The 2,219-nt window shown below is 56.6% G+C and carries 2 protein-coding genes and 1 pseudogene; 1 reads left to right on the top strand and 2 read right to left on the bottom strand.

Annotated features, from left to right (window positions below):
- Together BSU04_RS01705 and BSU04_RS01710 are read right to left on the bottom strand one after the other, a co-directional pair.
- Positions 1–415: pseudogene (locus BSU04_RS01705) on the bottom strand (Mu transposase C-terminal domain-containing protein); the annotation flags it as partial.
- A 444-nt stretch (positions 416–859) separates the two neighbouring features.
- Entirely contained in the window at positions 860–1,504 is a 645-nt protein-coding gene (locus tag BSU04_RS01710) for a peroxiredoxin-like family protein (protein WP_089158974.1), read from the bottom strand.
- A gap of 102 nt (positions 1,505–1,606) precedes the next feature.
- Here BSU04_RS01710 and BSU04_RS01715 point away from each other — a divergent pair, with 102 nt between their 5' ends.
- Positions 1,607–2,194 carry a TetR/AcrR family transcriptional regulator gene (locus BSU04_RS01715; protein WP_089158975.1) on the top strand — a complete coding sequence of 196 codons (588 nt, stop codon included), beginning with the start codon at positions 1,607–1,609 and terminating at the stop codon, positions 2,192–2,194.
- The last annotated feature ends 25 nt before the right edge of the window (positions 2,195–2,219 follow it).

Raw genomic sequence — 2,219 nt, forward strand, 5'->3', positions numbered from 1 at the left:
CCATGCCCTCGGCCTCACGATGTGCGGCCCATCGTCGGGCCACCAAGTTGCGGCCTGGCGGTGTCGTGCCTGTTTCTACGCATCTGCGCCGGATTTCGAGCGTCAGGTCGGTGAGTGGATGAGCCAGCAGACGCTGCCTGGGAAGCCACGTAGTGAGCACGTCGTCGACGATCAATTCTGTCCGGGCACCCAGGCGCCGGCTGCCGGCTTTGGGGCCACGCTCACGCGGTCTGACCGCACTGATAACGGGGTCTGCCAGAAATCGCTTCCGCAACCGATAGACCGTCGTCCAGTGCACGTTGAGCAGTCCTGCTGCCTGCAGTGCCTGGGCCTTCGAAAGAGGTTGGGTTCCAAGCGGGCGAAGTATGCGGGCGATGACAGCTTCCCGGGCTTCGTGTTCGTTGGCCTTGGGCATGATGGCTCGGATGTCAGGGGCGACCGAGCTACATTAGTACAATTAGAGGGCAAGCAGGACGCGTTAGCAGAAATAGTGAACGGGGGCCTATAGCATGTTGCGTGTAAGCAACAATCTGATCAACAAGGAAAGGTTCGAATTCAGCAATGAAATCAACGGTATGGCAGTTTTTCCGCTAGGCTAGAAGAATTAAGGCCCGCGATTAGCAAAATTAACGGACCTCAACACCATTGACCAGCGCGCCTACAAAGTGATGTCGCGGACAAAGCGTCCGAGTTCATCGGCGCAGGCGTCCGGTGCGGTCCAGGGCAGGTGCGCGAATCCGGCAAACCGACCCGGGTGCGCCGCGACGGCTTTCGCTAACGTATTGTTCGCCTCACGCGCGAATCCTGGACTCGCTTGCGGCGACGCCGGGTCGGTGCCCGGTCCTTCGTACGCTAATTTTTATAGCCTATCGAGAACAGGCAATAAATCGACCGGTTCAGGACGAGTTGTGTAATCCGGGTTGACTTCGCTATAGGCGATAACGCCATCGCGGCCAATTACATAGCGTGCCGGGATTGGCAACGTCCAACTATCCTCGCCATTGAAGACCGGCAACGGTCCGCCCAACTGCTTGTGCACTTCGCGCATTTCGTCGGGCACGGTCCAGCGCAGGCCGAATGCCGCCCCTACGTCGCCACCCTTGTCGCTAAGGATGGGAAACGTCAGTTCATTCTCGCGACGCGACTTCCGGTTGTTAGTCGTGGTCTGTTGCGAGATCGCTGCGAGTAAAGCACCGCGCGATTCAATATCGCCCAGCGCGGCCTGAAGCGCCTTCAATTCGATATTGCAGAATGGGCACCACACGCCCCGGTAGAACGTCAGCACTAGCGGACCCTTCTCAAGCATATCGACAGAAGAAAAAGATTCGCCATCTTGATCGAGCAGCGTGAACACGGGAGCACGATCCCCCGTTTTCAGCGCCCTGTCCGCCTGCCCCGATTTTACTAACGTAGCGATCGTGCGACCCGATACCGCGCCGTATTCCGGTTTGAAGTTAGGCTTCGGCGAGGCCTTGTAGGCGGTAAGCGCTTCCTTGAGAGTCATTGTGATCCCTTGTTTGTAACGGTCGATACAATATCGCTTATGCCATCGAATCTTGTCAACAGGTATTTTTAGCAGTCGCTACAACTACGTTATAATACCGACATGGCACGAACAATCGGATTCGACTACGACAAAGCACTGGACCAGGCAATGTGGCTGTTCTGGAAGAAGGGCTATGCGGAAACCGCTCTGCGTGATTTATTGAAAGTCATGGGAATTGGCGAAGGCTCTTTCTATAACACGCTCAAGAGCAAGAAGAATCTTTATCTCGCCTGTTTGCAGCGGTATGAGGAAACCGAAGGCCGCAAGCGTGGACACGTGCTAATGTCGGCGTCGAGTGCGAGCTCAGGCATTCGGGCGCTTTTTAGCGTTGTGCTGGATTGCCTTGATGACCCGCAAACACCCTCTCGTCTTTGCATGTTCGCCGCGATGACGAGCGAGGAAGTCCTGGCGGAGCCCGACTTGCGGGAACGCGTTGAGCAAGGCATGAAACATTTCGATGCCCGTGTTGCCCAGCGTCTGCGCGAGGATCAGGATAAAGGAATACTTGATGCAGCACTAGACCCGCGCGTAGTTGCGCAAGTCATCACGACCTATTTGCAAGGCGTGTGGCGCATGGCGGTAGTGGATTACAACCGGCCGCGGTTCGAGCGGCAGATCGATGCGTTTCTAAGCGGGCTTGGCCTTTAAATTCAAGCGGAAGTGGTCCGCCTAG

Origin of the sequence: Caballeronia sordidicola, assembly GCF_002220365.1 — a bacterium.
Taxonomy (GTDB): Bacteria; Pseudomonadota; Gammaproteobacteria; order Burkholderiales; family Burkholderiaceae; genus Caballeronia; species Caballeronia sordidicola_C.